The sequence below is a fragment of the Halobellus sp. MBLA0158 genome, assembly GCF_041477585.1.
Taxonomy (GTDB): domain Archaea; phylum Halobacteriota; class Halobacteria; order Halobacteriales; family Haloferacaceae; genus Haloquadratum; species Haloquadratum rubicundus.
In genome coordinates this window covers 1415304-1437565 of sequence record NZ_JBGNYA010000001.1, presented here as the reverse complement: position 1 = coordinate 1437565, position 22262 = coordinate 1415304, and the positions used below count along the sequence as shown (strand labels likewise).

The 22262-nt window shown below is 62.9% G+C and carries 21 protein-coding genes; 11 read left to right on the top strand and 10 right to left on the bottom strand.

Annotation, left to right across the window (positions count from 1 at the left end):
* Window positions 1-112 precede the first annotated feature (112 nt).
* Window positions 113-949, top strand: a complete 837-nt coding sequence (locus OS889_RS07490; RefSeq protein WP_372388653.1) for an aldo/keto reductase — start codon at window positions 113-115, stop codon at window positions 947-949.
* 18 nt (window positions 950-967) lie between these two features.
* Here OS889_RS07490 and gfo6 read toward each other — a convergent pair whose 3' ends face one another.
* Window positions 968-2065 (bottom strand): D-xylose 1-dehydrogenase Gfo6, encoded by a 1098-nt coding sequence (gene gfo6 / locus OS889_RS07485; protein ID WP_372388651.1) that lies wholly within the window; start codon window positions 2063-2065, stop codon window positions 968-970.
* Window positions 2066-2196: 131 nt separating this feature from the next.
* On the opposite strand from gfo6, the gene OS889_RS07480 reads away from it, so the two are divergent.
* Together OS889_RS07480 and OS889_RS07475 are read left to right on the top strand one after the other, a co-directional pair.
* A complete protein-coding gene (locus OS889_RS07480; RefSeq protein ID WP_372388649.1) occupies window positions 2197-3393 on the top strand; it encodes an ABC transporter substrate-binding protein in 1197 nt (398 codons plus the stop codon).
* Window positions 3394-3395: 2 nt separating this feature from the next.
* Window positions 3396-3566, top strand: coding sequence for a hypothetical protein (locus tag OS889_RS07475; protein WP_372388647.1), 171 nt, complete (start codon window positions 3396-3398; stop codon window positions 3564-3566).
* Between the two features lie 380 nt (window positions 3567-3946).
* Here OS889_RS07475 and OS889_RS07470 read toward each other — a convergent pair whose 3' ends face one another.
* The 4 genes from OS889_RS07470 to OS889_RS07455 all read right to left on the bottom strand — a co-directional run bounded on the left by OS889_RS07470 (window position 3947) and on the right by OS889_RS07455 (window position 7824).
* Window positions 3947-5107: an amino acid ABC transporter substrate-binding protein gene (locus tag OS889_RS07470; RefSeq protein ID WP_372388645.1), complete on the bottom strand. Its 1161-nt coding sequence runs from the start codon at window positions 5105-5107 to the stop codon at window positions 3947-3949.
* A gap of 243 nt (window positions 5108-5350) precedes the next feature.
* Window positions 5351-6250 (bottom strand): VOC family protein, encoded by a 900-nt coding sequence (locus OS889_RS07465; RefSeq protein WP_372388643.1) that lies wholly within the window; start codon window positions 6248-6250, stop codon window positions 5351-5353.
* 39 nt (window positions 6251-6289) lie between these two features.
* A complete protein-coding gene (locus OS889_RS07460) occupies window positions 6290-6682 on the bottom strand; it encodes a Rieske (2Fe-2S) protein (protein ID WP_372388641.1) in 393 nt (130 codons plus the stop codon).
* A 2-nt stretch (window positions 6683-6684) separates the two neighbouring features.
* Window positions 6685-7824 (bottom strand): amidohydrolase family protein, encoded by a 1140-nt coding sequence (locus OS889_RS07455; protein WP_372388640.1) that lies wholly within the window; start codon window positions 7822-7824, stop codon window positions 6685-6687.
* Window positions 7825-8289: 465 nt separating this feature from the next.
* On the opposite strand from OS889_RS07455, the gene OS889_RS07450 reads away from it, so the two are divergent.
* Window positions 8290-9069 (top strand): IclR family transcriptional regulator, encoded by a 780-nt coding sequence (locus OS889_RS07450; protein WP_372388638.1) that lies wholly within the window; start codon window positions 8290-8292, stop codon window positions 9067-9069.
* Between the two features lie 187 nt (window positions 9070-9256).
* Here OS889_RS07450 and OS889_RS07445 read toward each other — a convergent pair whose 3' ends face one another.
* Window positions 9257-10039 (bottom strand): IclR family transcriptional regulator, encoded by a 783-nt coding sequence (locus OS889_RS07445; RefSeq protein WP_372388637.1) that lies wholly within the window; start codon window positions 10037-10039, stop codon window positions 9257-9259.
* Between the two features lie 518 nt (window positions 10040-10557).
* Here OS889_RS07445 and OS889_RS07440 point away from each other — a divergent pair.
* Window positions 10558-11322, top strand: coding sequence for an SDR family NAD(P)-dependent oxidoreductase (locus OS889_RS07440; protein WP_372388636.1), 765 nt, complete (start codon window positions 10558-10560; stop codon window positions 11320-11322).
* 111 nt (window positions 11323-11433) lie between these two features.
* Window positions 11434-12498: an Ldh family oxidoreductase gene (locus OS889_RS07435; protein WP_372388634.1), complete on the top strand. Its 1065-nt coding sequence runs from the start codon at window positions 11434-11436 to the stop codon at window positions 12496-12498.
* A 79-nt stretch (window positions 12499-12577) separates the two neighbouring features.
* Here OS889_RS07435 and OS889_RS07430 read toward each other — a convergent pair whose 3' ends face one another.
* Window positions 12578-13357 (bottom strand): SDR family NAD(P)-dependent oxidoreductase, encoded by a 780-nt coding sequence (locus OS889_RS07430; RefSeq protein ID WP_372388632.1) that lies wholly within the window; start codon window positions 13355-13357, stop codon window positions 12578-12580.
* Between the two features lie 145 nt (window positions 13358-13502).
* Between OS889_RS07430 and OS889_RS07425 the strand changes: the two genes are divergently transcribed.
* The 4 genes from OS889_RS07425 to OS889_RS07410 all read left to right on the top strand — a co-directional run bounded on the left by OS889_RS07425 (window position 13503) and on the right by OS889_RS07410 (window position 18136).
* Complete coding sequence (locus OS889_RS07425) at window positions 13503-14639, top strand: ABC transporter ATP-binding protein (RefSeq protein ID WP_372388630.1); 1137 nt, start codon at window positions 13503-13505, stop codon at window positions 14637-14639.
* Window positions 14640-14900: 261 nt separating this feature from the next.
* Window positions 14901-16256, top strand: a complete 1356-nt coding sequence (locus OS889_RS07420) for an ABC transporter substrate-binding protein (protein ID WP_372388628.1) — start codon at window positions 14901-14903, stop codon at window positions 16254-16256.
* Window positions 16257-16316: 60 nt separating this feature from the next.
* On the top strand, window positions 16317-17276 hold the full coding sequence (locus OS889_RS07415; RefSeq protein WP_372388626.1) for a carbohydrate ABC transporter permease: 960 nt from the start codon (window positions 16317-16319) through the stop codon (window positions 17274-17276).
* On the top strand, window positions 17273-18136 hold the full coding sequence (locus OS889_RS07410) for a carbohydrate ABC transporter permease (RefSeq protein WP_372388625.1): 864 nt from the start codon (window positions 17273-17275) through the stop codon (window positions 18134-18136). The genes OS889_RS07415 and OS889_RS07410 overlap by 4 nt, the downstream gene beginning before the upstream one ends.
* 116 nt (window positions 18137-18252) lie before the next feature.
* On the opposite strand, the gene OS889_RS07405 is transcribed toward OS889_RS07410, so the two are convergent.
* Both OS889_RS07405 and OS889_RS07400 read right to left on the bottom strand, forming a co-directional pair.
* The gene (locus tag OS889_RS07405) at window positions 18253-19083 is read right to left on the bottom strand and encodes a DUF7260 family protein (protein WP_443673229.1); all 831 of its coding nucleotides are present in this window, start codon (window positions 19081-19083) and stop codon (window positions 18253-18255) included.
* 331 nt (window positions 19084-19414) lie between these two features.
* Window positions 19415-20257: an HFX_2341 family transcriptional regulator domain-containing protein gene (locus OS889_RS07400; RefSeq protein WP_372388622.1), complete on the bottom strand. Its 843-nt coding sequence runs from the start codon at window positions 20255-20257 to the stop codon at window positions 19415-19417.
* Window positions 20258-20534: 277 nt separating this feature from the next.
* Here OS889_RS07400 and OS889_RS07395 point away from each other — a divergent pair, with 277 nt between their 5' ends.
* Window positions 20535-21464 (top strand): carbohydrate kinase family protein, encoded by a 930-nt coding sequence (locus OS889_RS07395; protein ID WP_372388620.1) that lies wholly within the window; start codon window positions 20535-20537, stop codon window positions 21462-21464.
* Here the strand turns inward: OS889_RS07395 and OS889_RS07390 are convergent.
* Window positions 21458-22255, bottom strand: coding sequence for a BtpA/SgcQ family protein (locus OS889_RS07390; protein WP_372388618.1), 798 nt, complete (start codon window positions 22253-22255; stop codon window positions 21458-21460). The two genes, OS889_RS07395 and OS889_RS07390, sit on opposite strands and share 7 nt — an antisense overlap.
* Window positions 22256-22262 lie beyond the last annotated feature (7 nt).

The following is a 22262-nucleotide window of genomic DNA, read 5'->3' as shown; positions in this document are numbered from 1 at the left end:
GAAAGCTCTTTTCCTAATATTCGGGGGAGTCAGCGCGAACGGCAGCTCAACGGCGGCCGGGCGTCGCTTCCGGAAGCGACACTTTGAATCTGCGATCCGATGACATACGCCCGTGAGCATCCCAGCCCACACCCTCCCGAGCGGCGACGAGCTGCCCGCGCTCGGGTTGGGCACCTACGACCTGAGCGACGAGGAGACCGAAGCCAGCGTCCGCGCGGCCCTGGAGGCGGGCTACACCCACATCGACACCGCCGAGGGGTACCAAAACGAGGCCGTCATCGGCGACGTCCTCGCCGAGTACGACCGCGACGAGGTGTTTCTCACCTCGAAGGTGCTCGCGAAGAACCTCGACTACGAGTCGCTGATCCGGTCGTGCGAGGCGTCCCTGGATCGATTGGGGACCGACTACCTCGACCTCTATCTCATCCACTGGCCGAACCCCGCGATCTCGCTGCGGGAGTCGCTGCAGGCGATGGAGCGGCTCCACGATCGCGGGCTCGTCCGCAACGTCGGCGTCTCGAACTTCAGCGCGTACCAGCTGAGCTGTGCGCACCACATCGCCGACGTCCCGATCGCGGTCAACCAGATCGAGTTCCACCCGTGGCTCCAGCGGCCCGACCTCGTCGAGTACTGCCGCGAGTCCGACACCGTGATCGAGGCGGCGGCGCCGCTGGCGCGCACGGATGTCTTCGACGACGAGGTGGTCCAAGAACTGGCCGAGACGTACGACAAACACCCCGCACAGGTGATCCTCCGCTGGGCGCTCGACCGCGACATCGTGGCCCTGCCGCGCTCGTCGACCCCCGAGCACGTGCGGGCCAACGCCGACCTCGACTGGTCGCTCGACGACGAAGACCGCAGGCGACTCGACGAGCGCGACCGCGACCAGCCGGTGTACGACCACCCCGCACGCGACTGGACGGGCGACGTCTACGGCATCGAGCCGTAGCGCGAGGGGCACCGAGCCCTACGCGTCGTCGCCGAGAGCGACCGCTCGGCCCATCTCGGCCGACTCGTAGAGGGCGTCGAGGACGCGCATATCGCCCAGCGCGTGGTCGCCGTCCGGGTAGAACGGTTCCTCTGCCAGCAGCTGGTGCCCGAAGTAGGCGAACTCCTCTTCGATCTGGTGGACCTGGTCGAAGTCGACGTCGACGCGGGTCCCCTCGCGAACGACCGCGAAGCCCCGGTCCTCGCGCTCGTAGAACGCCGGATCGAGGATCAATCGGGCGTCGGTCCCGGTGACTTCGAGCCGGCTGGCGTGCTGGGCGTTCTGGCTCACCGTACACATCGCGTCGACGCCGCCGGGGTACTCTAATCTGAACGTCGCGTGTTCGTCGACGCCCGCGAACGCCTCGTGTTCCGTCCGGGTCCGCCCCGACACCCGAACCGGGTCCGAACCGAGGACGAACCGGGTCGTGTTCAGCGGGTAGACGCCGATGTCCATCAGCGCACAGCCGCCCGAGAGATCGGGGTCGAGCCGCCACTGGTCGTGGTCGCTGCCGAGTTCGCCGAGCATCGTCTGCGACATCGTCGCGTGGACGTGGACGACGTCGCCGGCGAAGCCCGCCTCTAGGAGGTCCCGCAGCCGCCGCACCGCGGGATCGGTCTGCATCCGGTAGCCGACCATCAGCGGGACGTCGGCGTCGCGGCAGGCGGCCACGAGCTCCCGGGCGCGGTCGACCGTCGCCTCCAGTGGCTTCTCACAGAGGATCGCCTTCCCCTGCTCGGCGGCGGCCCGCACGTACACCAGGTGGGTCGCGTTCGGCGTGGCGACATAGACCGCGTCGTACTCGTCGGCGACGGCGCCGGACCGGAGTTCGTCGGGCGTGACTCCGCGGACGTCGTGTTCGACGGCGACGGTCTCGACGGCGTCCGCGTCGACGTCGGTGACGACGGTCGCCTCGGTGAACGCCGAGCGCGCGATGCCCGGGAGCGCCCACTCGCGGGCGAACCATCCGAGTCCGACGACCGCGACCCGGACGGGGTCGTCGACGTCGTCGGGGTCGAGCGTCTGCCAGTCGCGGCGCGTGAACTCATCGAGGTAGTCGGCGAGGGCGTCCTCCATATCCGACGTCCGACGGCGGGCGTCGAAATAACTCCGGCGACACGTCGGTGTAACTCCTGTCGCGCGAGCTTCAATTTTAGGTTCGCCTAAATTTCGAAAGCGCTTTATTTGTTTAGGCGAGCCTAAATCGTATGGCACCAGACACGGACGACCTCGCCGGGCCGACGCGGCGGGAGTACGTCAAGTACGGCGGCGCGGTCCTCGGCGGCGGACTGTTCGCCGGCTGCGCCGGCGGCGACGAGTCGACGCCGACCGAGAGCAGTACCGAAACAGAGACGGAATCGACGACGACGGCGACCCGGACGGCCGAGGACCGGTCGTACTCGGTCTCGATGGAGCCGGTCGGCGAGGTCACGTTCGAGTCGGTCCCCGAGACGTGGGTCCCCTACAGCGGCGACTACGCCGATATGGCGGTCGCGCTCGGACGGGCCGACGGCATCACGGGGATCGGCGGCGCGGATCGGTACTACACCTACGTCTACGACGAACTCCCCGGCGTGAGCGTCGACCGCGACCGCATCGAGGAACACCCCGAGGTGCGGACCAAAGAGCAGTTCTACGCGCTCGACAGCGACGTCCACCTGTACGACCCGGAGATGCTCAAAAACTGGTTCGACTGGGAGCAGTCCGACGTCGACGAGATCGCCGAGAACGTCGGGCCGTTCGTCGGCAACCTCATCTTCCGGCGCTCGGACGACTGGCACGACTACCGGTTCTACACGCTCTATGAGGCCTTCGAGAAGATGGCCACGCTGTTCCAAGAACGGGAGCGCTACGAGGCGTTCGCGGCGCTGCACGACGAGTTCATCGCTTCGATCCAGCAGCGGCTCCCCCCGGCCGACGAGCGCCCGGACGTGTTCCTGACCTACGAGGGGACGAACTCCCCGGAGACGTTCTCGCCCTACCGCCTCAACGACCGCGGGACCAGCAAGAAGCAGTGGCGCGACCTCGGCGTGACAGACGCCCTCTCTGGCACGGATATCGAGAACCTCAGCACGACGAACCGGGGCGAATTCGACTACGAGAACCTCCTGGAGATCGACCCCGAGGTGATCCTCGTGCGCGGCCACGAACGGAAGTCCGCCACGGAGTTCCGCGAGACCGTCCTCGCGTATATGGAGGATCACCCGGTCGGAAGCGAACTGCGCGCCGTCCAGAACGGCCGGGTCTACCGCGGCGGGTATCTCTATCAGGGCCCGATTCACAACCTCTTCCTGACAGAGCGGGCCGCCAAACAGCTCTACCCCGAGACGTTCGGCGACGTGACCGGCGACGAGGAACTGTTCGATCGGCAGGCCGTAGCGGACATCGTCACTGGAGCGTTCTGAGGATGCGAGCCAGAGAGTGGGCGATCGCGGCCGCGTACGGGACGCCGGCGGACTACGACATCCCGGAACTACCCGACTGGCACGTGGACCGCCCCGACTACGGGGGGATCACCTTCACCGCCGGCGACGACTCCTTCATCACCGCCGAGCGCCCGATGAAAGTCCGACGCTGAGAGCGCGTCGCGGCTGCCGGGCCAATAGTGGGAATCCCAGCGGCTGGATTCGCATTTCGGTTCGGTCGATCGGCAACCATCTCTGTATAAGTACCAGATAAAATTTATTTTGTTATTATTACCACATAGGTATGATGTCTTGAACGGATTCTGAAGTTTTTGTTTGCTGACCGCAGCAGTGATCCGACCGGTATTATATTAGAATATATAAGAACTCACTACTAATACAGGTATTTCCAAACAAACTATGTTCAATACCGGGTTATTTTCACATTACTACGCCAGATTCATCCATCGAGATCTGCATATTTCTACCTGAATCATAGTACGACCACTAATATTACAGAATTTCAAATTATATTGAAATATGATATATTTGGCTAGCGGCTATCGAAAGTCGGCATCGGATACTCGGGTTCCATCGCGTAGTCACCGCTGGGCTCGGGATGGACGAGCATCTGTTTGCCGTCTTGCCACTGCCTGACCGCAGGGACCATCTCGCCCTCCTTCGGCATCCCGGTGTCGTCGAAGCCGAACTGCCCCATCACCGTATCGAACTGCTGATTCAAGAGTGCGTCCCGGACGGCCGACGGGTCCGTCGAGCCGGCCGTTCGGAGCGCGCTGGCCGCGACCTGGACGACCGTGAACGCGGCGCCGACAGAGTTCACCGGCACGGCGTCGCCCGAGACGCCCTGACGGTCGTGATACCGTTCGATGAGAGCGCCCGTCCCGGTGGTATCGAGTCCGGCGAGCCACCCGACGCCGGTGCTGGCGAAGTAGTCGCCGGTCCCCCCGAGCGCCGTCGTCCACGCTCGCGGGTCGGTCGCGCGGATGAAGTTCACGAGGTTCGGCGTGTAGCCCTGTTGTTTCATCTGCTTGGCCGCGGTGATGCCGTCCGGCGGGACCGGATTCGAGAGGATGGCGTCGGCGTCCGCGTCCTGAGTTTGCGAGATGAGCGTCGTGAAGTCGCTGTTCCCGATTTGGTACTTCTGGCGGAGCACGACCTCGTAGTCCGTCCCCTTGAACGACTGCTCCCACAGATTGGCCAGCTCCTCGCCCCACCCGGAGTTGAGCTCCCAGATGGCGATGCGCTCGGGGCCGTCGTCGAGGGCGTCGAACCAGCTCTTCGTGGTGCGGACCTGGTCCCGGCTCTTGGGGAACGGCGCGAACGTCCACTTGTAGTTCTTCTCCTGGTGGGGCTCCTGGTAGGCGAAGGTGGTGCCGATGAACGGAAGTTCCTGGGATTCGGCGAACGCGCTGCCGGCGGTGACGAGGAGGCTGGAGAAGCTCCCCCACAGCATCGCTACGTCGTTGTTGGAGACGATCTCGTTGAGCCCCGAGCGGGTCTTCTGGGCCTCGCTCTCGTCGTCCTTGATGATCAGTTCGAGCGGCCGGCCGTCGATGCCGCCGTTGTCGTTGACGTACTGGACGCCCATCTCGTAGCCGGCGCGGATGTGTTTGGCCATCGACGAGTACGACCCGCTCTCCGGGAGCGTCGTCCCGATCGTGATCGGTTCGCTCGACCCGCCTTGGGAACTCATCGTGGTGCCGGTCGTGGCTCCCGATCCGTCCGAACCGCCCTCGTCGGAACCGGAGGAACCGGTGGTACACCCCGCGAGACCCGCCAGTCCGGACGTAGCCCCGATTTTTAGCACTGTGCGACGGTCGACGCCGTACTCCTCGCTTGTCATACCTTCTCGTAGGGTTGTCAACTCCATCATTATTATTGTTTGGGTTTTCTGCGTTCCTCGTCGGACGAAGGTGGCGCCGGCGGGTGAGGGGTATCAGTCTTCGCTCGCCAATCCCGACCCCTCGTCGAATGACTCGGGAGCGCCCGGCCCCCACGCGGTCGTCGCAGTCTCGTAATCGACGACGTGGTTCGGCTCCGTCGTCTTCACCTCGGCCATCTCCGCACACATCTCGAATCGGTTCCCGCCCGGTTCCCAGAAGTACGCGTAGAGGTTGTCCCCGGCGAAGTGGCGGCCGATGCCGCGCTCGAAGTCCGCGCCGCGTCCGACCACCGTATCGAGGAAGAGCTTCATATGTTCGATGCTGTCGTATCCCCACGCGAAGTGATGGAGACTGGTCTCGGACAGTTCCGGCTTGTGCTTCAGTGCGATGTCGTGATGCAGCGTGTTACACCGGAGGAAGGCATTCTCCGGGTCGTCCCGGGGACCGACCAGATCGGAGACGTGCAGTCCCACGGCGTCCCGGAGGAACGCCAGATCCGCGTCGAGATCGGGCGTGAAGAACTGGATGTGGTCGACCGCGGAGGGCGCGTGTCCCGCGCGATCCGTCGCCGAGACGTTCGAGTGCGGGTACGCCTCGTCCTCGACGGCGACGATCTCCATCGGGACCCCGCCGGGCAGCTCGAATCGGATCCCGGCCCGCTGTCCCGGTTCGGCGCCGTCGACTCGGGCCGTGTCGACGCCCCGATCACGGAGTCGCTCCTCGTAGCCGTCGACGGCCGCCGAGTCGATAGCGCGGACGGCGAAGTGCTCGATCCCGGTCCCGCCTTCGGTGACGGCCAGGTCGAAGTTGCTGTCGTACCCACGGCCGAAATAGACGGTTCCGTCCGTTTCGCCGCGTTCGACGAGTCCCATCGCGTCGGTGTAGAATCGCCGTGCGTCTTCCAGGTCGGTCACCGCCAGCTTCGCGTGTTCGATTCGTTGCAGGTCACTCATTGGTGTCTCGTTGGTGTTGGATCGTTGTTCGGGGCCGGATCACACTCGGACCCAGACTTCCCCGTCGCGTACGGTCACGTCGAACGTGGCGATGCGCTGGCCCGAGGCCTCGTTCTCGCCGGTTTCGAGGTCCCACTCCCAGAGGTGCCACGGGCACGAGACGGTGCAGTCTTCGGCGTTGACGCCGCCGCGGGATTCGGTCCAGGTGTGATCGGCGTTGATCTTCCGCTCGCCGGCCTTGCACATCGGCGCGTGCTGGTGGGAACAGCGGTTGCTGATCGCGTAGAAGTCGCCGTCGACGTTGAACACGGCGACCTCGATACCGTCTACGTCCACCGCGATGCCGCGACCGACGTCGATGTCGTCGGTCTCGGCCACTTTCGTGTACTCGTCGCCGTCGATGGTCGTGGTCGGATTCGTCGATTCGGACATACTCAGAACCTCAGGATGTCTTTCGCGTTCTGGTGGAGGACGTTGTCGCGGAGCTCCTCGTCCTCGCGGAACGCCCGGCTCGTGAAGAACCACGTCGGGGGATCGAGCGTCTGATGCGGCCAGTCCGACGAGTAGAGGAAGGTGTCCCGGGCCATACTGAGATCCAGCATACTCTCGGCCTCGCCCGCCCGGCGCGGGAGCGCCATCGGCTGTGTGCAGACGTAGATGTTGTCGCGGAGGTATTCGCTTGGGGCGCGGTCGAGGTAGTGTTCGCCAGCGTCGAACTTCCGCGGCGTGATCTGGATGTCCTCGGGGTGCATCTCGTAGAACTCGTCCATCCGGTACCGCATAAACGGAATCCACCAGTGGCCGGCCTCCTGGAAGACCACGTTCAGATCGGGGTACCGATCGAACACGCCGCGCATAATCATATTGGCCGTGTTCACCATCCCGTGGAAGGGCCAGTCGAGCCCCAACACCTCGGTCCAGGTCAACATCTCGTCGCCGACGTAGGAGTGCTGCGGCCAGAACGCGAGCGAGCCGTGGAGCAAGAGCGGCAGCCCGAGGGATTCGAGCTTCTCGAAGACGGGATCGAACTTCTCGACGCCCCAGGGCTTCCGCGGGTCGAACCAACTGTACACCGCGACGACGTCGTCCTCCTCGCCCCAGCGGTCCAGTTCCGCGAGCGCGTGGTCGACGTCCCACTTCGCGATCGAGAGCGCGGTCGGGATGCCCTCGTCGACGAAGTTATCGAGCATATAGGAGTTTCCGGCCTTCAGCACCGCGTTCTTCAGCACCGGGTGGTGCTGCTGGGGTAGCATATTGAGCGCGGCGTTGACGATCGGCGTGTCGATACCGAACTTCTCGCAGGCCTCCCAGACGTCCTCGGGGTACTCCGCGCGGCCCTGTGTGAACAGGCCCTCGTTGCCCTCGGCGATGGCGTACGCGGCGTCCCACTTGTCGGGGATCGGCCACATCCCGAACTCCGTCGTGAGCCGATCGAGCGCCCGCTCGTCCTCGATATATGGCTCGAGTTCCTCTTCGAGCGGATTCACGTGGAAGTCCAGATCGATCACCTCGGTCTCGAACGCCTCCTCGGGGACCTCGGCAGCCGAGTCTAACCGCTGGATTGACGATCCCATATGCTCGGCGTGGATCTAATAATACATATAGATTTGGATGCACTCGGTTTGTCAGCCGATTTCCACACGACGACCGAGGGCCCGGGAGTATCGAACACCGTCTCCACGGACGGTCCATTCGCCGAGTTCCGGAATGAGAAACGATCGGGGTGTCGCGATGGATCGACAGAAAATACCCGATATACGTCAAAAACCGATTTCGGGTACATATTCGCCGAACACGTGCGTTTTCCGAACCGATCAGCGTGGCAAATCCGACGTGAGGAACCAACCGGCTCACATCCGTACATTTGTTATTGACGACTCAAACGGTTCTCGATCGTGAAACCGATTGGTCGTCTCATCTATCCTCACCACGGGCCAACGCATCGCTGCCAATCGGAGAGAATGAGGACACCAGATCGCGCCGAAGCCGATGGCGGTCTCGTCGAAATATTCATTACATACTGGGCGAATGGTTTCGGTATGCGAAACGACGCGCTCCCGTCGGGCACGGTCAAATCGGGGGCCAAACTGCTCCGCATCGTCACGCTGCTCAAGGAACACGACGGCCTGCGCGTGTCGGAGGTGGCAGAGCGCCTCGACGCGTCCAAGGGCTCGGTCCACCGGTATCTCAAGACGCTCCACGAGTGCGGATACGCGACGAAGTCCGACGGCGTGTACCGACTCAGCCTGCGATTTCTGGACTACGGGGTCTACCGGCAATACCGAAACGAACTGTATCAGATCGCTCGACCGAAGGTGGAGGCGCTCGCCGCGGACGTCGACGAGCGCGCATGGTGTCACGTCGAAGAGCGGGGGCAGGGCGTGTTCATTCACGGAGCGATCGGCGAGAACGTCGTGGCGACGGACGCCCGTATCGGCCGGCACGTCCCGTTACACACGACTTCTGGGGGCAAAGCGATACTCGCAGAGCTACCGGACGCCCGAGTCGAACAGATAATCGAACAGCGCGGGCTCTCACAGCGAACTGACCACACGCTCTCGTCGCGGGAGCAGCTGTTCGCCGAGCTGGACGAGATCCGCGAGCGGGGCTACGCGTTGAACTTCGAGGAGTCGATCGACGGGCTCCACGCCGTCGGCGCCGCCATCGTCGACGAGGAGGGCGTCCGTGGGGCGATCAGCGTCGCCGGCGCGGCGCATCGGATGCCCGAGTCGAGGTGCCGGAACGAGATCGCAGATCGGGTGCTCGCGGCGACGAACGAAGTCGAACTCAACCTCGTCCACGGTTCCGATATGGCGTAACGTCTCTGTGTCAAGGGCTCGTGTCCGAGGGTTGGATCTCAGTCGCCGTCTTTCAGTCCAGAGAACGTGCTCTGACGAACACGTTCGAGGAAACAACGAGATAACATACGTACACTAGTTATATAGAGGGCGTCGCAGGACAGCCGCAGTCGAGATGCATCCGCGGTAATCGACTCGAGTGCCGGCGTCACTGGTAGTGCTTGTACCGAAGTTCGCTGACGTTGACCGCGTTCTTGATCGCATCGAGCAGTCCGTCGTAACTCTCCTCACCGATCCGTCGCTTCGGTCCCGAGATGGAAACCGCGGCCGGAGGCGACGGATTGCTGTCGTACTGTATGGGGACGGCGAGCGCCTTGATTCCCCGGCGTCGCTCTTCGTCCTCGATGGAGAAGCCGCGGTCGCGAATGGTCTCGATTCGTTCGAAGAGCGTTTCCCGGTCCGTGATCGTTCGGTCGGTCGCTTCCGGAAGCCCGTGTCGATCGACGATGTCGTGTATTCGCTGGTCGGGCAACTGCGCGAGGAGCGCTTTTCCGAGCGCGGTCCAGTGCATATGCGTGTACTGTCCGACGGGTGAATTGTCGAACACGCCCTCCGAGGGTTCCGAGGTGTACAACAGGACCCGTTTGCCGTCCTCTTCGATTCCGAGGTTGGCGACCTCGTTCGTCTGGGCCGAAAGCTCGTCGACCTGAGGACGAACGGTGCGGAAGATGCTCATCCGCTGCCGGATGTCCCCGCCGAGTTCCAAGAACCGCAGACTGGAACGGTATTGGCCGTCGTCGTTGAGGACGAATCCCTCCTCCTCCAAGGTCTTCAGATAGATGTGGACGGTGCTCGACGGCATATCCAGGTGGTCAGCGAGTTCCGACACGCCGGCCGTTTCCAACTCCCGCAGGCCGTCGACGATCGTGAACATCGTACTGATGGCTTTGATGCGGTTTCGTGAGCCACCCTGATTCTCTTTCTTTGCCATACGCGATGATCGATACCTGCATAAAAATAGGTTATGATCCGGTGAATCGATACAACATTGTTGGATTACGACACCGAGGAAATCGAACGGAACGGTCGGCGACAAACCACAGCGATCATTCGTTATATACTGTTCTTGAAAGATAGAACACTTCCGCCGAATTCGACGATCACTCGATCCAACGTCGTTGGACGGCCGATTCTGCCGGGGTTTTGCCGCACTCTTCACCGTCTTCGGAGCCCGTTCGACGGCGCAGTCAAGTATCCCGAAGGGATTGACAGGAGCTAAACGGATGAATCGGCTGGTAAACGATGGTGATGCTTTCTCCCGTGGTCGGAGAACGCCTCAATTCGGAAGATTCAGACACAGAGGCCCGTTTGCGGCGTCTGCGGCGAGATGTCTCTGATGATTAATCACACACATCTTCCAACAGTGTTGGACAACTGCTCGGGACAGCTATGAGACCGCTCGACGGAGTCCGGGTAAGATATTTATATTTCTATCTCAATAGCCCGGGTATGGTTGATCAGCTAGACGGTGACGTAGCGTTCGTAGTCGGCGCTTCCTCGGGAATCGGACGGGCAGTTGCCGAACGGTTCGGTCGGGAAGGCGCGAAGGTCGTCGTCGGGGACATCCGCGAGGAGCCGCGGTCCGGCGGAACACCGACTCACGAGGTCATCCGGGAGGACGGCGGCGAGGCCGCCTTCGTCGAGTGTGATCTGACCGATCAGTCTACGGTGGATGCCGCTGTCGAGGCCGCGATCGAAGAGTTCGGTCCGTTGGACATCGCATTCAACAGCGCCGGCGCGATGACGCGGGGACCGATCACCGAGACGGACGAATCGGACATCGAACTGGTGATCGACGTCAATCTCACCGGGCCGATGCGGCTCGCCAAGGCCGCGCTCCCGTCGCTCGTCGAGACCGACGGGACGCTCATCAACATCTCCTCGGAGGCGGGCGAGCGCGGCATCGAGAATCTCCCCGTCTACTGTTCGAGCAAGGGTGGCGTCAACGCGTTGACCCGCCAGCTGGCCGTGGAGTTCGGACCCAAAGGCGTCAACGTGAACGCGATCGCCCCAGGCACCACGAAGACGGCGATAAACGAGGAAGTCAGAGAGGAAAACCCCGAGTGGGTGGAAGAGCGACGGGAGGCAATCCCGATCCGCCGGCTGAACGAACCCAGCGACATCGCGGAACTGGCCACGTACCTCGCATCGGAGGGCGCCCGGAACGTCAACGGCGCCGTCGTGAACATCGACGGGGGAACGACCGCGCAGTAGAAGACCGCGACCGTCCACGACGTCCCAGCACCGGGAGACGCCATCAGACCAGCCCCCGAGAACACGGAGCGAAAGAACACATGAGTTCAACCGAGCAAGTCGCGAGGGAGTATGTCCGAACCGAAAGCAGATAGTCCAGTTCACGTCGATAGCGAGTCACTGCGATCGTTCGTCGAAACGGTGCTCACCGAAGGCGGTGTCGCGGACGAGCACGCACACAGAGTCGCCGACGGCCTCGTCCGGGCGGATATGCGGGGAGTCTCCTCGCACGGGGTCGCGCGACTCGAAGTGTATATGAAGAAGTTCGAGGGGGGCGGATTCAATCCGGATCCCGACATCTCGGTCACGCCGATCGATGCGGCGGCCGCGATGGTCGACGCAGACGACGGACCGGGCCAGAGCGCCGCGTACCTGGCGATGAACGAGGCGATGGACTTAGCGCGGGAAGCGGGGATCGGGATGGCCTCGGTGACGAACAGCAACCACTTCGGGACGGCCGCCTACTACACCGAATATGCCTCCGACGAGGATTTCATCGGGATCGCGATGACGAACGTCGGCTCGGACGTCATCCCGTTCGGTGGGTCGAAGCCGTTCCTCGGGACGAATCCGATCTCGGTATCGGTCCCGACGAACCGCTCGTTCCCGATCACGCTCGATATGGCCACGAGCATCGTTGCGATGGGTCGGATCCAGGAGGAATCGCGACGGGAGGACACCGAGATACCCTCGGACTGGGCGGTGAACGAGCAGGGCGAGCCGACGACGGATCCCCACGAGGCCGTCGCGGTCCGGCCGGTCGGAGGACCGAAAGGGTACGGGCTGGGGGTCGTCGTGGACGTCCTGTGCGGGCTGCTCTCCGGTGTCGGGACCAGCCCGGAAATCGGACCCCTCTACGACGACTACGACCAGCCGATGCGTCTCGGTCACTTCATCGCGGCGATCGACGTATCGGCGTTCCGGGACGTCGAGACGTTCAAGGCGGACGTCGACGACTACATCGACCAGCTCAAAGCCGTCGAGACCCGCGAGGGGTTCGACGAGGTGAAGCTCCCGGGCGAGATCGAGACCGCGAAGTACAGAGAGCAAGCGCAGAACGGCGTCGAACTCCAGCCGAGCACAGTGGAGAGCCTTCGCACTCTGGCCGAGTACTACGACGTTTCGTTCCCGAACTAGTCGGTCGTTCCGGAAGCTCGCAAAAACTGATCGCGGATCGGTTCTCCGACAGGGTCGCGAGCCGACTACCCGACTCCGACTACTCGTCACGCCGCCCCCAGGCGAAGGCGGTCCAACCGCCGTCGGCCCGGAGCACCTCGCCGGTGACGTAGTGATCGTTGCTGACGAGGAACGTCGCGCACTCGCCCATCTCTTCGAGGCTCCCGTAGCGGCCGAGCGGCGTCCGACTGCGGATGTCCTCGTCGGTGTAATCGGCGGCTGACTGGGTCTGTTCGGTGATGTTGGTCTGAATGAACCCCGGCGCGAGCGCGTTGACGTGGATGTCGTGTTCGGCCCACTCAACCGCGAGGGTCCGAGTGAGATTGTCGACGCCGGCCTTCGCCGCGCAGTAGGGCGCCCGCTTCTGAAGTCCCTGTTGACCCAGCATCGAGGAGATGTTCAGGATCGACCCACCGGTCCCCTGCTCGATCATCTGGCGTCCGGCGGCCTGGGAGCCGAAAAAGACGCCGGTAAGGTCGACGTCGATGACGTGTCGCCACGCCTCGGGATCGAACTCCTCGGCGGGGGCGATCTCGGTCACGCCCGCGTTGTTCACCATAATGTCGAGGCTTCCGAACTCCTCGACCGTCGCCTCGACGAGCGATCCCATCTGATCGTAGTCCGTGACGTCGCTCTCGATGGCGACTGCTGTGCCTCCCTCGTCGCGGATCTCTGCGGCCGTCGTTTCGGCGCGGTCGTACGACCGGGAGTTGGTTACGACGTTCGCCCCCTCGGCCGCGAATCGTTTCGCGATCGCCGCTCCGATCCCGGCGCTCGAGCCGGTGACGATGGCCGTCTGACCGGACAGTCTTTCGGTCATAACGCACTCGATTGGTGACGGTCCTGCGGTATTATTCTACCGGTCGGCTGGACCCTCGTCGCATCCGGGCTCACGACCGCCGTTCATAAATTCGATCTGATAGATTGGGAAAGTGATTTACAGCGGGAGAGTGACTACTCTCGATATGACGCGTATTGAGGTGGAGTCACTTACCAAATCGTACGGTTCGCTCGTCGCCGTGGACGACATCAGCTTCGAGGTCGGCGAGGGCGAGTTTCTGACGATCGTGGGGCCATCGGGGTGCGGGAAGACGACCACCCTCAGGTGTATCGCAGGCCTCGAGACGCCGACCGAGGGTCGGATCCTGTTCGACGACCAGGATGTCACCGACGTTCCGGTGAACGACCGGAACCTCGCGATGATGTTCCAGAGCATCGCGCTGTACCCACATATGACGCTCCGGGAGAACATCGAATATCCGCTGAAGGTCAAGGGAGTCCCGAAGTCCGAGCGCCGCGAGGCCGCAGAGGAGGCGGCTGAGGTGATGCAAATCGGGGAGTCCCTGGACAAGTACCCCGGGAGCCTGAGCGGTGGTCAACAACAGCGAGTCGCTCTCGCACAGACCGTCGTGGGGGATCCGGTCGCGTTCCTGATGGACGAGCCGCTGAGCGATCTGGACGCGAAACTGAAGATCGACATCCGCAAGGAGATCCAGCGGATTCACAAGCGATTGGGCCAACCGGCCGTCTACGTCACGCACGATCAGGAAGAAGCGATGACGATGAGCGATCGGATCATCGTCATGAACGAGGGGCAAATCGAACAGATCGGCGACGTCGACGAGGTACACCTGTATCCGAACAATACGTTCGTAGCCGAGTTCATCGGGAACCCCAGTATGAACTTCCTCGACTGCTCAGTCGTCGAGTGGGGTGACGAGACCGCAGTCGTCGACGTCGAGGGGAGTCGGATCGAGTTCCCGATCGAGCGGACTGCGAGCCAGTTCGAGGGGGAAGAAGCGATACTCGGCGTCCGCCCGCAACACGTCTCGTTCGCGGGAGAGGACCGATCGTTCACCGCCACGGTCCGCCTCATCGAACCGCTCGACGACCGGGCGCTGGCGACGATCGACGGCCCGCAGGGCGAACTCGCAGCGCTGATCCCACGGGACAGCGACGTCGCCGAAGGCGACGAGGTCGACATCCACCTGAATCCGCGTGAACTCCACCTGTTCGATCGCGAGACCACGCGGCTGGTCGGCCGGAGCCAGCGCAACCCGACGGCAGCGAGGGAAGTGATCGACGCAGAGGACCACGTCTAGTCCGGGGGCGAGTAGCAGTCCGGATCGAGCGCCGCCCCTTCCCGACGATCTGATCTTCGCGTCCGGCGATCGGATTGTTATTTATGTATAATTTATTGTATAATAAACATAAGGTATATATAGTAATAAACAATGTGTCAGAGTATGGCAGACGAAAGCCATAGGTCTGACCAGCGGAGCAAAGAGGGTGTAGACTCGAACGAGTGTGGCTGTCGCTTCGATCGCCGGCGATTCATAAAGGTCGCCGGCGGAGCAGCCGGGGTGACCGGACTAGCGGGTTGTTCGAGTTCCAACAACAGCAATACAGAAAGCGACGACACGTCGAGCGGGGGAACCTCCGGTTCGACGAGCGGGAGTGCCGGCGGGAGCGGCGAGTGGCCCGACCTCAGCGGTCAGGAGGTCCACTTCCTGACCGACGAATCCAGCGAGAAGTTCACCCAGTTCTTCCAGCGCGTGAAAGAGGACTTCGAGAGCGACACCGGCGCGACGGTGAACCTCGATCTCGTCAATCTCGGCGAACAGGGCCCCCGCCTGTCGCAGCTGCTCCAGGCTGGTGATCCACCGGACGTGATGCAGGCGGTCCAGACCCGCGTCGTGCAACTGCAGAACCAGGGCGTCGCCGGGTCGGTCGACTCGGCGATGAGCGATATGCAGGACCGATACGGCGACCCCGTAGACGGAACCCGCGTCCAGGTCGACGGGACGGACTACGCCGTTCCCTGTTGGATCAATCCGTCGGGACAGTGGTACCGGGAGGATATCTACGAGGGGAATCCCGAGACGTGGGACGATATGCTGAACTACGCGGAGCAGGCCGACGACCCCGACGGCATCCGCGGGACGTCGATCCCGCTCGGCCGGGCGCTCTGTGTGGACTCGTTCTTCCTCGCGTATCTGTACACGAACGAGGGGCGCGTGTGTGCCCGCGACGACAACGGGGAGGTCCAGTGTGTGATGAATCAGGGCGAGAACAAGCAGCGGTGGATCGAGACCCTGGAGTTCTTCAGCGACCTCTACCAGTACTCCCCGACGAACGCGAACGCCGCCTGTTCCCAACAAGTCCAGGCGATACCGAACCAGACCTCCGCCGAGGCGGGCTACGTCGGGGCCCGACCGAAGGTCCAGTCGGTCCAACAGGGCAAGGAGTTCGCCGGCGACGTCCGGGCGTCCCAGGTCCCCCAAAACCGGACCTCCCAGCACCACGCCAACGCGATCACGTATATGACGTTCGAGGATGCCAACGTGGAGGCCGGCAACGCGTTCATCAGCTATCTCTTCCAGGAGGAGTACTTCATCGACCTGCTCTTGCTGACGCCGATCCACAACAATCCGAGCTACCCGTCGATCCGGGAGAACACCAGGTACCAACAGGGGCTGGAGAACCTCGACGACGCGTGGTCCGATTCGGACATCGAGACCTCGCTGGCGTTCGCAGACGACATCCTCCCGTTCAGTCAGGAGACGTCGCCCCCGAACCCGTACGCGGGCACGATCTACAGTTCCAAGCTCCTTGTCGACATCCTCAACGACGCCACGATCAACGAGCGGGATCCGGAGACGATCGTCGAAGAGTACGCCAGTCAGATCCAGTCGGTTATCGATCAGGCGCGGTCGTAGCGGGCCAATCCCGGTGTCGTAACAAAAAGATTATTGAAGAATACGTGTTACCTGCTATCGATGGCCACAGAAGTCTCAGATGACCTGAAGGGTCGGCCGGAACGGGGCCGTAAGTATCGGGACCGGCTGTATCGAACGCTGTCGGAACGGCGGGTGATGGCCGCTCTCACCATCCTACCGGCGCTCCTGTTGTTCGTGTTCATCACGCTCGGTCCGATCGTCTGGGCGATCGCCGCTGGGTTCTACGAGATTCCCGTGTTCGTGCCCCAGTGGGAGTTCGTCTTCCTGGACAACTACATCGAACTGCTCGGCGAAGGTCCCTTCTGGGCCTCGCTGTGGCGCTCCGTGGTGTTTGCCGGTGGATCGACGGCGTTCCAGCTCGTCGTCGGGACGGGTATCGCGCTCCTCATCAACCGAGAGTTCCGGTTCTCGCGTCTCGTCCAGACGGTCGTCATCCTGCCGTATATGATCCCTACCGCGGTGCTCGGATTTATGGCTCTCTGGATGGGGAACGCGCAGTGGGGGATCATCAACCGCGTGCTCATCGATTTCGGGATTCTCAGCGGGCCGTTCAGTTGGTTCGGACGACACAGCACCGCAATGATCGCGGTGATTCTGACGAGCAGTTGGAAGTTCACGATATTCGTGACGATAATGGTGCTCGCACGGTTACAGAGCATCCCGGACGACTTCTACGAGGCCGCCAGAGTCGCCGGAGCGTCTCGCTACCAAGTGTTTCGGGACATCACGCTGCCGAACCTAAAGAGCGTGATCTTCATCGTGCTGCTGCTTCGCGGCGTGTGGATGTTCAATAAATTCGACATCGTCTGGGTGCTGACCGGTGGCGGACCGGGCGACGCCACTCGTACGGCGCCGATCTATGCGTACGAACTCGCCTTCGGGATGACGCGGTTAGGGAAAGCGGCCGCGATGTCGACGCTGCTCTTCGTGATACTGGCTAGCGTCGCGGTGATCTACTTCCGTACCCTACAGCCCGCCGAGGAGGTGCGTGCCGAATGAGCTCACAGTCAGACCTCGCGTCCGTCATCGGATACCGTCGGGTGGAACAGCTCTGGAAACTGACTCTCGCGGGATTCACACTGCTCGTGCTCGCGGCCATCGCGCTCCCGATCCTCTGGATGTTCCACACATCCATCCGGCCGCAGGACCAGATATTCGTCCAGTCCGTGCAGCTGATTCCCCGGACGATCTCGTTCACGCACTACGAGACGCTTCTGTTCGACACCAACTTCCTCACCTTCTACAAAAACAGCGTCCTCGTCTCGCTGGGCGTCGTCACGCTCACCGTGGTGTTGTCCACGCTGGGCGGATACGGGCTCGCCCGACTCGACTTCCGGTTCAAGCGTCGCTTCGCCCGGCTCGTCCTGTTCGGCTATATGTTCCCGGCGATCCTGCTTTCGATTCCGATGTTCATCATCTGGAGCGAGATCGGTCTCACCAACAACCTCGTCGGTCTCGTGTTGGCCGAGACCGCGCTGTCGCTGCCCTTCTCCCTGTGGCTGATGTGGCAGTTCTTCCAGACAGTCCCACAGACGCTGGAGGAATCCGCTCGTATCAGGGGTGCGACGCGATTTGAGGCGTTCAAGGACGTCGCGCTCCCGATAGCGAAGCCCGGAATGATCGCTGTGGCGCTGTTTTCCTACGCGATCTCGTGGAACGAGTACACCATTCCGAAGGTGCTGATGTCGGCGCGGAACAAGTGGCCGCTCACAGTCGGTCTATTCACGTTCTCGGAGGGACAACGGGTCTTCTGGGGACAGATAATGGCCGCGAGTACTCTCATCGTCATTCCGGCGTTCATTTTCGTCATTTTCCTTCGCAAGTACCTCCTCGAAGGGTTCCGGACGACCAGCATCTGAACGCACTGGCTCCGGACTTTTTCGACACACGCGCCTCAGGGTATCCATCATCAGCCTCGTTTTCGTACCTCCTCTGTCGTCACGGCGAGTGAAAGTCGGCGGTCGATCGCAGTCCGTCACTCGAACGTCGCGACGATCGCAGTCTCTGTTCGGTCGTGGAGTTCCCGCACCCGCCCCAGGACGTCGCTACAGAGATACAGGATCGGATAATTGTGCTCCAAGTCGTCGTAGAGGTACTCCGGGAGATCACAGCAGTCCTGCGTGAGTCCGTGTGTGGTCCGGTGATGCCGGATCGTCGCTTGGCGGTCCGCCGTGAGGTCCTCACAGGCGTCCTCAAGTCTAAGCAGGTGAGAACGGTACGCGTCCAAGGTGCCGAAATCCTGCTCCGCAAAGTGGGCATCCTCGTAGAATCGCACTTCCTCGGCGATCGATTCCAGTTCCGCACCGACGTCGGTTACCGATTCGAGCTCCCGCTCGCAACTCCGTAGCAGCGAATTCCGCTGCTGTTTCGCGCGGTCTATCCGATCGAGGAGGGCGTCCTTGGCCGAGGGCGTGAAGCACTCGTCGTTGAACAGAACGGTCTCGAACTCCGGCCCGAACTCCCGCCGGAGCGCCTCCCGGTAGGATTCCGCATACTCATCTTCGAAGAACGGCAGCGACATCACGGTCGATCGAAATGCCTCCCGAATCTGCTCGGAGATGCCGCTTTCGGTCCCCCCAACACCGGAACACGGATCCGTTCCCGCTGTCAGCACCGGCCGTGAAGCGACATCATCACTCCCGGCAGTGAAGCGGTCCGTTCGGGTGTCGATTTGCCGAATACGTGACGCGAAGTCGGCGAATGCTCGTTTCTCCCGCTCCGTGCGAGTGATTTCGTGTTGTACGACGCGCTGTGTCGTGTCTACCACCTCCTCCACGTTCGCGCCAGGCGTGGTTGTCACTCCCATAGACATCGATGATATATCATCCAGTTACAAAACAGTATCCTAGTACAGGAATATGGCTCCTAGAAGATGCACAAAAATATTCGAACACTGATCGAATATTCGGCCGGGCATAGATGAGTGATCGTAGCCGCCCTCAGATATCGCAGTATTCATATCAGAAATAAATACTACTAATATATCTTCTAAATATGTCAAACCTGTTTCGGTATATTTCTGGAATTCTCAAAACACCTTCCCGTAGCTAATTTATGCTATCTATACCTGCTAATACATTCTATTTTTGTATCTCATATTTTCTATGAATTATATTTCTACTTTACTATCAATCAAATCAGTCCTCGTCGAGTAGATACGCGAACGCTTCGAGGGTGTTTTCCCCTTCGACAGTGGCTTCGACGTACTTGTTCCGGCCCTTCTTGAACGTCTCCACGTACCCGTCGTCGCGCAGCGAGTTCAGCAGGTGCGAGTCGAGCAGCCGATACAGCCCGCGCGTGTCGTCTTCACTGTGGCCGGCGAGCGGGTCGATACCGGCGCCGACTGCGAACTCGATGCACTCCTGTTTCGTGACCGGGCCGTCCTCGACGACGTAGCGGAGCAGGCGAAGCGGGTCCCGAGACGGCGCTTGGATCGGGTACGTCGGCAGGCGGGACACGCTGGTGACGTTTTTCGCCACCGGGACCTCCTTGTCCTGTCCGTACTCGGCGGCGCTGACGTAGATCGGCTCGGCATTGCCCGTGACCATACACGCGATCATCCCCGCGATCGCGGTGACCTTCCCACCAGATGCCAGATTCACGTACACCTCGTGTTCCCTGTTGGCCTGGATGAGCTCGGCGACCGTCCGGAGCGTGTCGTACAGATCGAAGATGTTGCAGACGGTGTCGTCATCGACAGCAATGCCGGCGGCGCGGAGATCCTCGCGGATGTCCGCGTAGTACTCTGGCCGCTTCGCCGGGTCGTCGCCCTCGTGGTACACGAGGTACACGCGGTCGGCCCGCATCCGGATCGCCGGGACGGTCACGCGTTCGTATTCGTAGCCCAGCGGGACGATGTGGACCCGATCGGACACGGTCAGGCCCTCGAACGACACCGACTCGTCCGCCGCTGTTTCGTCCTCGGTCGTCGCGTTCGATCGGTCGTCCGCGGGCGTCGGGGCTGGCTCCTCGTCGGTCATAGGATCGCTTCGTGAGGGTACAGTATAGATACTGCGGTCGTTTCGTTGATGATGTTACAATTACTTACGTTCTCAATGGTGCTTCTTTGTCAGCGGAGTGCTCTTGTATCTCTGTCACGTGAACGAACCAATGGATGCGGAAGCATCCCCCCGCTTCGGCCCTCCACCGTTTCGCTCGGTCGCCGTCGACGTTCTCGAATCTCGTCACCGCGTCCCGCACGGAGCGACGAACAGCAACGCCTGTATGGTCGTAGAGTCCCACCTCCGAGGAGACGCAATGGCCTCGCTCGACGTCGTTTCGGTCGGCAGTGCCGTCATCGACCACCTGTACGCGCTCTCGAACCTCCCAGAGCCCGACGGCGGGGCGTTCGTCCGCGATCACGCGACAGAAGTGGGCGGCGTCGCCGCGAACGTCGCTTCGGGGCTCGCCGCGCTGGGGAACGAGACGGGCATCGTCACGCGCGTCGGCGAGGATGCAGCCGAGGAGATCGAGGATGACCTCCGCGCACGCGGGATCGACTGCACTCGGGTCCGTTCCGGCCCCGAGGAGTCGTCGTACACGCTGGTCCTCCGCGGTCCGGACGGCGAGCGAATGATCGTCGCCGGCGGGGACAGCGTCCCGAAGCTTCGGCTCGACGAGGCCGACGTCGAGTACGCGGGCGAGGCCGGAACGGTCTTCACCAGCGCCTACGCTCCCGACGAGGTGGTCTCCGGACTCGTGGACGCGCGCGAGCGCGGACCGGTCTCGACGCTCGTGTTCGACCTCGCGGGGCCGCTCTCGGAGCTCGAAGGCCGGGGAACGACGCCGGCCACTATCGATCGCCTTCTCCCCGTGATCGATCTGTTCGTGGTCGGTGAGGTCGCCGCCGAGTCGTACTTCGGCGGCGGGGTCGAGGAGGCCGTAACTGCCCTCGCGCGACGGGGCGTCTCTCGCGCCGCCGTCACGCGGGGGCGCGACGGCGCGGTCCTCCTCGACGAGGGGGCGGTGACCGAGGTGCCCGCCTTCGAGGTGGACGTGACGGACACGACCGGCGCCGGCGACGCCTTCACCGCGGGGCTGATCCACACGTGGGTGCTCGGCGGGCAGTCGCCGGCGGCAGCAGGTCGCTTTGCGGCCGCCGCGGCGGCGCTCAACTGCACCGCCGACGGCGCACGCGGCCGCCTTCCCTCGGAGTCCGCGGTGCGGGAGTTCCTGGAGACTCAGTGAGGGCGGGCGTCGACGAGGCGCTCGACCGCGGCTTCGTCCACGGGGTTCGTCGTCTCGCCGCCCCGTTTGAGCGCCGTCCCGACGATCGCGCCGTCGGCGACCGAGAGGAGTTCGGGCGCCGTCTCGGGCGTCACGCCGCTGCCGACCAGGACCGGCGCGTCGAGGCCGCGCGCGTCGCGGGCTTCGACCACGGCGTCGAGGGCGTCCGTCTCGACCGCCTCGCCCGTGCCGGTGCCGCTCACGACGACCGCGTCGGCCCCGCCGCGCTCGACGAGTTCGCTCACGACCTCGCCGAGCGGCCGTTCGGCGACCGGTGCGGAGTGCTTCACGTCGATGTCCGCGAGGATCGCGACGTCGGCGTCGAGCCGCTCGCGGAGCCGCAGCGTCTCGTGAGCCGTCCCCTCGATGAGGCCCTGGTCGGTCAGTCGCGCCCCGGTGTGTACGTTCACGCGGACGAAGGCCCCGCCAGTCGCGGCGGCGACGCCGAGCGCGCTCCGGGCGTCGTTTCGGAGCACGTTCACGCCGAAGGGGATCGAGACGCGTTCGCGGAGCGACTCCGCGAGCGCCGCGACGTCGGCGACGACGTGGCGGGGCACCCGGTCCGGGTAGAAGGGAGCGTCGCCGAAGTTCTCCAGCATAATCCCGTCGACGCCTCCCGATTCGAGCGCCGACGCGTCCCGGTGGAGTCGGTCGCGGATCGCGCCCCTGTCGCCGTCGAAGCCGGGCGCGCCCGGGAGCGGCGGCAGGTGTACCATTCCGATGATCGGCGTCTCCGAGCCGAAGATGTCCATACCGCTG

Excerpts from the sequence above, each read along its gene's own strand:
- OS889_RS07470 (WP_372388645.1), bottom strand. The coding sequence starts at position 5,107 with ATGAGTTCCCAAGGCGGGTCGAGCGAACCGATCACGATCGGGACGACG.
- OS889_RS07425 (WP_372388630.1), top strand. The coding sequence starts at position 13,503 with ATGACGCGTATTGAGGTGGAGTCACTTACCAAATCGTACGGTTCGCTC.
- OS889_RS07415 (WP_372388626.1), top strand. The coding sequence starts at position 16,317 with ATGGCCACAGAAGTCTCAGATGACCTGAAGGGTCGGCCGGAACGGGGC.
- OS889_RS07430 (WP_372388632.1), bottom strand. The coding sequence starts at position 13,357 with ATGACCGAAAGACTGTCCGGTCAGACGGCCATCGTCACCGGCTCGAGC.
- OS889_RS07435 (WP_372388634.1), top strand. The coding sequence starts at position 11,434 with ATGTCCGAACCGAAAGCAGATAGTCCAGTTCACGTCGATAGCGAGTCA.
- OS889_RS07480 (WP_372388649.1), top strand. The coding sequence starts at position 2,197 with ATGGCACCAGACACGGACGACCTCGCCGGGCCGACGCGGCGGGAGTAC.
- OS889_RS07410 (WP_372388625.1), top strand. The coding sequence starts at position 17,273 with ATGAGCTCACAGTCAGACCTCGCGTCCGTCATCGGATACCGTCGGGTG.
- OS889_RS07475 (WP_372388647.1), top strand. The coding sequence starts at position 3,396 with ATGCGAGCCAGAGAGTGGGCGATCGCGGCCGCGTACGGGACGCCGGCG.
- OS889_RS07465 (WP_372388643.1), bottom strand. The coding sequence starts at position 6,250 with ATGAGTGACCTGCAACGAATCGAACACGCGAAGCTGGCGGTGACCGAC.
- OS889_RS07460 (WP_372388641.1), bottom strand. The coding sequence starts at position 6,682 with ATGTCCGAATCGACGAATCCGACCACGACCATCGACGGCGACGAGTAC.
- OS889_RS07400 (WP_372388622.1), bottom strand. The coding sequence starts at position 20,257 with ATGACCGACGAGGAGCCAGCCCCGACGCCCGCGGACGACCGATCGAAC.
- OS889_RS07390 (WP_372388618.1), bottom strand. The coding sequence starts at position 22,255 with ATGGACATCTTCGGCTCGGAGACGCCGATCATCGGAATGGTACACCTG.
- OS889_RS07455 (WP_372388640.1), bottom strand. The coding sequence starts at position 7,824 with ATGGGATCGTCAATCCAGCGGTTAGACTCGGCTGCCGAGGTCCCCGAG.
- gfo6 (WP_372388651.1), bottom strand. The coding sequence starts at position 2,065 with ATGGAGGACGCCCTCGCCGACTACCTCGATGAGTTCACGCGCCGCGAC.
- OS889_RS07395 (WP_372388620.1), top strand. The coding sequence starts at position 20,535 with ATGGCCTCGCTCGACGTCGTTTCGGTCGGCAGTGCCGTCATCGACCAC.
- OS889_RS07440 (WP_372388636.1), top strand. The coding sequence starts at position 10,558 with ATGGTTGATCAGCTAGACGGTGACGTAGCGTTCGTAGTCGGCGCTTCC.
- OS889_RS07445 (WP_372388637.1), bottom strand. The coding sequence starts at position 10,039 with ATGGCAAAGAAAGAGAATCAGGGTGGCTCACGAAACCGCATCAAAGCC.
- OS889_RS07450 (WP_372388638.1), top strand. The coding sequence starts at position 8,290 with ATGCGAAACGACGCGCTCCCGTCGGGCACGGTCAAATCGGGGGCCAAA.
- OS889_RS07405 (WP_443673229.1), bottom strand. The coding sequence starts at position 19,083 with ATGGGAGTGACAACCACGCCTGGCGCGAACGTGGAGGAGGTGGTAGAC.